This window comes from Rhizobacter sp. P1_G5 (assembly GCF_056405435.1).
This window is the reverse complement of record NZ_JBFUCB010000364.1, coordinates 1-6,155: the sequence shown is the minus strand read 5'-3', so window position 1 is coordinate 6,155 and position 6,155 is coordinate 1. Positions and strand designations below refer to the sequence as shown.

Annotated in this window: 8 protein-coding genes; 1 reads left to right on the top strand and 7 read right to left on the bottom strand. The window is 71.5% G+C overall.

Going from position 1 to position 6,155, the window contains the following annotated elements; all coding sequences use genetic code 11:
• From AC1D12_RS21855 to AC1D12_RS21840, 4 genes are all read right to left on the bottom strand, one after another.
• The coding region (locus AC1D12_RS21855; protein WP_477842810.1) for a molybdopterin-dependent oxidoreductase at positions 1-698 on the bottom strand (698 nt) is incomplete at its 3' end.
• Positions 699-738: 40 nt separating this feature from the next.
• Entirely contained in the window at positions 739-1,536 is a 798-nt protein-coding gene (locus AC1D12_RS21850) for a helix-turn-helix domain-containing protein (RefSeq protein WP_465112462.1), read from the bottom strand.
• Positions 1,533-2,996, bottom strand: coding sequence for a sensor histidine kinase (locus AC1D12_RS21845; RefSeq protein WP_052213074.1), 1,464 nt, complete (start codon positions 2,994-2,996; stop codon positions 1,533-1,535). Before AC1D12_RS21845 ends, AC1D12_RS21850 begins: the two co-directional genes overlap by 4 nt.
• A gap of 5 nt (positions 2,997-3,001) precedes the next feature.
• On the bottom strand, positions 3,002-3,679 hold the full coding sequence (locus tag AC1D12_RS21840) for a response regulator transcription factor (protein ID WP_047511750.1): 678 nt from the start codon (positions 3,677-3,679) through the stop codon (positions 3,002-3,004).
• 105 nt (positions 3,680-3,784) lie between these two features.
• On the opposite strand from AC1D12_RS21840, the gene AC1D12_RS21835 reads away from it, so the two are divergent.
• On the top strand, positions 3,785-4,255 hold the full coding sequence (locus AC1D12_RS21835; RefSeq protein WP_465112463.1) for a nuclear transport factor 2 family protein: 471 nt from the start codon (positions 3,785-3,787) through the stop codon (positions 4,253-4,255).
• 1 nt (position 4,256) lies between these two features.
• Here AC1D12_RS21835 and fabG read toward each other — a convergent pair whose 3' ends face one another.
• From fabG to AC1D12_RS21820, 3 genes are all read right to left on the bottom strand, one after another.
• Positions 4,257-4,994, bottom strand: a complete 738-nt coding sequence (gene fabG / locus AC1D12_RS21830) for a 3-oxoacyl-ACP reductase FabG (protein WP_465112464.1) — start codon at positions 4,992-4,994, stop codon at positions 4,257-4,259.
• The gene (locus AC1D12_RS21825) at positions 4,991-5,449 is read right to left on the bottom strand and encodes a hotdog family protein (RefSeq protein ID WP_477842807.1); all 459 of its coding nucleotides are present in this window, start codon (positions 5,447-5,449) and stop codon (positions 4,991-4,993) included. The genes fabG and AC1D12_RS21825 overlap by 4 nt, the downstream gene beginning before the upstream one ends.
• Positions 5,449-6,155, bottom strand: a 707-nt coding sequence (locus tag AC1D12_RS21820) for a beta-ketoacyl synthase chain length factor (RefSeq protein ID WP_477842805.1), incomplete at its 5' end; no start/stop codon positions are given. The genes AC1D12_RS21820 and AC1D12_RS21825, both read right to left, overlap by 1 nt.

Sequence of the window (6,155 nt, the reverse complement as noted above, 5' to 3'; positions counted from 1 at the left end):
ATCCCGAGCAGCAGGAACACGTCGCCCCCCGGGCGGATGAAGTGGTGCGCATCGGCGAGCGCGGCTGTCTCGGTGCGCCGCGGGTCGATCACCACCAGCCGGCCGCCGCGCGCCTTCATCGCGCGCGCCTTGCCGCGGAAATCCGGCACCGTCCACAGGCTGCCGTTGCTGGCCATCGGGTTCGCACCCAGCACCAGCAGGAAGTCGCAGCGCTCGATGTCGGGCACCGCCATCGACAGCCAGTGGCCGTACATCAGCCCGTTCGACAGCTGCTTGGGCATCTGGTCGAGCGTCGAGGCCGAGAAGAAATTGTGCGTGCCCAGCGCCTTCAGCAGCCGCGGCATGTACAGCAGCAGGCCCATCTTGTGCGCCGACGGGTTGCCCAGCGTCAGCGCGACGCTGTCCTTGCCGTGCGCCTCGCGCAGCGGCAACAGGCGGCGCTCGATCTCGGCGAAGGCCTCGTCCCAGCTCGCCTCGACGAAGCGCGCGCCGCGCCGGATCAGCGGCGTGCGCAGCCGGTCCGGGTCCTCGTGCAGGTCCTTCAGCGCGACACCCTTCGGGCACAGGAAGCCGGCGCTGAACACGTCGGCCGCGTCGCCGCGGATGGTGCCGATGCGTCCGTCGTCGTCGACCTGCACCTCGAGGCCGCAGCAGGCCTCGCACAGCGGACAGATGCGCAGCGCGGTTCTTGAGCTCATCGTCGTCTCCTGGATGCGGATCGTGGCCGCCGTACCACCTTTATGCGCCGTTCGGGCTCGCCTGTCCGTCACCGAGGCGACGCAGCAACTGCGCGGTCTCGGCATCGGCCGGGAAGAAGGTCTCCAGCGCCAGCTCCGACAGCGTGATGTCCACCGGCGTACCGAACACCGTCGTCGTGCTGATGAACGACAGCACGCCCACCGAGCTGCGGATCTGCAGCGGCACCGCGACTGCGCTCCAGTCGTCGCCGCCGGGCGGGCTGTCGTCGCCGGGGTAGCCCTGCAGCTCGTCGAGCAGCGCCGCGAGCACCGGATCGCCGCTCGCGTGCACCTGCGTGCGCAGCCGTGCGAACAGGTGGGTGCGCCAGGCGTTCAGGTTGACGATCTTCGGCGCCACGCCGTCCGGGTGCAGGCTCAGCCGCAGCACGTTGACCGGTGGCACGAGCAGGTGCGGCGCGACGCCGTCGAGCAGCAGTGCCATCGGCCGGTTGTGCGCCAGCAGGTTCCAGTGCCGGTCGACGGCCAGCGCAGGGTGCGGCTCGTGCGCCCGCAGCACCAGCTCGACGGCGTCGCGCGCGGCCTTCAGCGCCGGGTCGTCGAGCATGCGCTCGCGGTACAGCGGCGCAAAGCCGGCGGCGGTCAGCAGCGTGTTGCGCTCGCGCAGCGGCACCTCCAGCGCCTCGGCCAGGTGCAGCACCATCGCGCGGCTCGGCGCCGCGCGGCCGGTTTCGACGTAGCTCAGGTGGCGGGTGGAGATGTCGGCGTCGCTGGCCAGGTCGAGCTGGCTCAGGCGGCGGCGCTGCCGCCATTCGCGCAGCAGGGCGCCGACCGGCGTCATGCGGGAACCGCCTTGCGCTCGACGATGCGCGGCAGCCGCACCACCGCGCGCAAGCCGCGCGGCTGCACCGGCTGCAGCTCGACGGTGCCGGTGTGGCGCTCGACGATCTCCTTGACGATCGCGAGGCCCAGCCCGCAGCCGTTGCCCTCGTGCGTCGCACGGGCGAAGCGGTCGAACACCCGCTCGCGGTCGGCCTCGGCGATGCCCGGGCCGTTGTCCTCGACCTCCAGCACCGCCTGGCTGTCCTGGGCCGACAGCCGCACCGTGACGACGCTGCCGTCGCCGGCATAGCGGATCGCGTTGTCGACCAGGTTGATCAGCGATTCGCGCAGCAGCAAGGCATTGCCGTGGATCTCGATCGGTTTCTCGTCGCCTTCGTCGAGTCCGAGGTCGACGCCCGCATGCCGGCCGCGCGGCACCAGTTCGGCCGTCACCTCGCTCGCGAGCCGCCGCAGGTCGACGCGCGTGCGGCCCTGCGCTGCCGCCGATTCGGGCTCGGCGCGCGCCAGCGTCAGCAGCTGGTTGATCAGGTGCGCGCTGCGTGTCGCGCTCTCGTGCACGCGGCGCAGCCGCGCCTGCAGCGCCGGGTTGTCGGTCTCGGTCAGCGCGAGCTCGGTCTGGCTCTTCAAGCCGGCCAGCGGCGTGCGCAACTGGTGCGCCGCATCGCTGATGAAGCGCTTCTGCACCGACACGTTCTCATGCACCTGGGCCAGCAGGCTGTTCAGCGCCTTCACCAGCGCACGCACTTCCTCGGGCGCGGCCTCCAGCTTGATCGGCGCCAGGTCGTTCGGCGCGCGGTCTTCCACCTCGGCGCGCAGCCGGGCCAGCGGTGCGAGGCCGGTGCGGATGCCGCCCCAGACGATCACCGACATCAGCGCCACCAGCCCCGACAGCGGCAGCGCGGTGTCGACCAGGATCTGGCGCGCGAGCTCCTCGCCGCTCGCGCGGCTGCGCGCCACCTGCACCAGCATGCGCTGCGGCGCGGTCTCGTCGCCGAACGACAGGTACATCGCCGCGACGCGGATGCCCAGCTGGTTCGACTTCTCCTTCATGCTGCCGTTGTAGAAGTAGGTCTCGCCGAGGCGCGCGTCGGTGACGGGCGGCGGCGGCAGCTTGTTGTTGCCGAGGATGAACTCGCCGGGCGGCGTGCTGACCATGTAGTAGACGCGGTCGTCCGGGTCGGCCTCGATGATGTCCTGTGCGGCGCGCGGGAAATCGATGAACAGGCCGTTGCCGATCGGCTTGACCTGGCGCGCGAGCGCGCGGGTTGCGGTCTTCAGCGCGGCGTCGATCGCGCGGTTGGCATAGCGGTCGGCGACGTTGTAGGTCACGTAGGCGGCGGCCAGCCACAGCACCAGCTGCGGCAGCAGCAGCCACAGCAGCAGGTGACGGTGCAGCGAGCGGGTGCCCGGCGTCACGCCGGGCATGCGGCGCAGGGCCAGCTTGAACGGGGAGAGCATTGGAATCAGGACGGCGCTTCGGCTTCCAGCAGGTAGCCGAGCCCGCGCACGGTGCGGATGGCCAGGCCCGAGCCGTCGAGCTTGCGCCGCAGCCGGTGGATGTAGACCTCGATCGAGCCGGCGTTCGCATCGCCGCGCTCCACCGCCCAGGCTTCGGCGATCTGTTCCTTGGTCACGACCTTGTCACGCTGCGTGAGCAGCAGGTCCATCAGCATCCATTCGCGCGGCGACAGCTCCATCGCCTCGTTGCCGATCGCGGCGCGCCGGGTGTCGCGGTCGAAGCTCAGCCGCCCCATCTCCTGCGCCGACGCGGTGGCCGCGCTGCGGGTGCGGCGCAGCAGCGCGCGGATGCGGGCCTCCAGCTCGGGGAAGTCGAACGGCTTGGTCAGGTAGTCGTCGGCGCCCGCGTTCAGCCCGGCGACGCGGTGGTCGAGCCCGTCGAGCGCGGTCAGCACCAGCATCGGCAGCGTCGGCCGGGCGGCACGCACGCGCTTGAGCACCGTCAGGCCGTCGACCAGCGGCAGGCCCAGGTCGAGCACGCCGAGATCGAACTGCTGGCGCAGCAGCAGGTATTCGGCGACGGCGCCGTTCGGGGCCACGTCGACCTCGAAGCCGGCCAGTGCCAGGTTGGCGCTGAGGGCATCGGCAAGGATGGCGTCGTCTTCGGCAAGCAGCAACTTCATGTGCGAAGCTTAGCGACTTCAGTGGCGAATCCGCATCGCCGGATACCCGAACGGCTTGCGGTGCTGGCACACTGTGCCGAATTCGATTCCGCCCCGGTGGCCCRCATGCACGACCACGCCGCACTGATCCAACGCTTCTACGAAGGCTTCTGCCGCCGCGACTGGTCCGCGATGGGCAGTTGCTACCACCGCGAGATCCACTTCACCGATCCGGTGTTCGACCTGCACGGCGCCGATGCGGGGATGATGTGGCGCATGCTCTGCACCAACGGGCGCGACCTGCGGCTCGAGTACACCGGCATCCAGGCCGACGACCAGAACGGCTCGGCGCACTGGGAGGCGAACTACACGTTCTCGGCCACCGGGCGCAAGGTGCTGAACATCATCGACGCGAGCTTCGAGTTCCGCGACGGGCTGATCGTGCGCCATGTCGACCAGTTCGATTTCTGGGCCTGGTCGCGGCAGGCACTCGGCGCGCCGGGTTGGGCGCTCGGGTGGTCGGGGCTGCTGCAGAACAAGATCAAGGCCAAGGCGGCTTTCAATCTCGCTCAGTTCAAGGCGAAGAACCCCGCCTGAACTACGCCATCCCGCCGTTGATCGAGATCACCTGCCCGGTGATGTAGCCGGCCTCGTCCCCCGCGAGGAACCCCACCAGCGCCGCCACCTCGTCCGCCGTGCCGGCCCGCTTGGCCGGCACCAGCTGGCCGATCGCCTTGTCGTCGAAGGCCTGCGCCGTCATGCGCGACGCGATGATGCCCGGCGCCACCGCGTTCACCGTGATGCCGCGGCTCGCCAGCTCCAGCGACAAGGCCTTGGTCGCGCTGTTCAACGCCCCCTTGGCCGCCGCATAGTTCGTCTGCCCGCGGTTGCCCATCACGCCGGCCACCGACGACAGGTTGATCACCCGGCCCCAGCGCGTGCGGATCATCGGCATCACCAGCGGCTGCGTCACGTTGAAGAAGCCGTGCAGCGACACGTCGATCACGCGGTGCCACTGTTCCTCGCGCATCGCCGGGAACACCGCATCGTCGTGCAGCCCGGCGTTGTTGACGATCACCTGGATCGCGCCGATCTCGGCCAGCGGCAGCAGCGCCGCCTCGCAGGCCGCGCGATCGGTCACGTCGAAGCAGACCGCCTCGGCCGAGCCGCCCGCGGCGTTCAGCTGCAGCGCCAGCAATTCGACCGCCTCGGGCCGCGAGTTGGCATGCAGGATCACATGGAAGCCGCCGCGCGCCAGCCGGCGCGCGATCGCGCTGCCGAGGTCGCCGCTGGCACCGGTGACGAGTGCGCGCCGCAGGGAAGGGGTGTCGCTCATGGTGTCTCTCCAGGATGGAGCACGACCGCGGCCCGCCCGTCGGCCACCGGCGTGCCGGCATGCTGCACGCGGAACGCGTAGAGCAGCTGGTGCGCATCGCCGGCCACGCGTTCGGCGACGACGTCGAGCGCGCCGGGCAGGTCGTGCAGGTGCAAGCGGTGGCAGCGCACGCCGCGCGCGCTCGCGAGGAAGCCCGGCGCGGCCGGCGCGCCGGTCGATTGCGCGAGCAGCGCGCCATGCAGCGCCATCGCCTGCGCCGCGTACTCGATCGCCGCGGTGGCGAGCAGGCCCGACGCGGTGCGCAGCGGGTGGTCGGCGGCATGGTGGCCGGTGGCGCGGCAGCGGATGCTGTGCGCATCCCAGGCCAGCAGGCCGTCGAGCAGGCACATCGACCCGGCGTGCGGGATCAGTGCGGAGATCCCGGCCTGGTCGAGCAGCAGGGCCTCGTCATTCATCACGAGCGGTGGATGTCCACCCGCAGCGACAGGCCGGGCTGGCAGTCCAGCACGACGCGGCCTGCTTCGCCGCGCGCGATCAGTTCGAGCAGCGGCAGCGCGCGTGCCGCGGGGATCTGCTGGCGCAGCGCCTCGAGCGCCGCATCACGGCATGGCGTCGGCGGCTGCGGCGCCTGTGCCGCGATCACCAGCCGCGCCACCGCGCCATCGCCGATCGGCCGCAGCACCAGCGCGACGCCCAGGCTGTCGGGCAGCGGCCGCGTGGCATGCAGCGGCTCGGGGTAGGGCGTGTCGCTCGCGACCAGCAGCACCGGCTGCGACGGCTCGCCATGCAGCTGCCCGGCCGCTTCGATCAGCCCGGCCGCGAAGCTGGTGTCGAAGCCGCACAGGCTGGTCGACGCGGCCCGGCCGGTGACGGCGATGTGCCAGTAGCCCGCCGCGGCGTTGTGCACCGAGTTCGTGAAGCGCGTCGGCGACACCAGCCGGTCGTTGCCGGCCAGCGCCTCGCACAGCGCATGGCAGTTCGCGCCATCGCCGCTCGACGAGGCGAACACCGTGGCGGCGAGTGCCGGGTCGATGCCGCCGTGCCGGCAGGCCTCGTCGGCGACGGCCAGCGCGATCTTGATCGCCGCTCCCGCGCGGCGCCGCTCGGCGGCCGGCAGGCGGGCCGGCGGCGGCACGGCCGTGGCGGTGCGCACGTACGCGG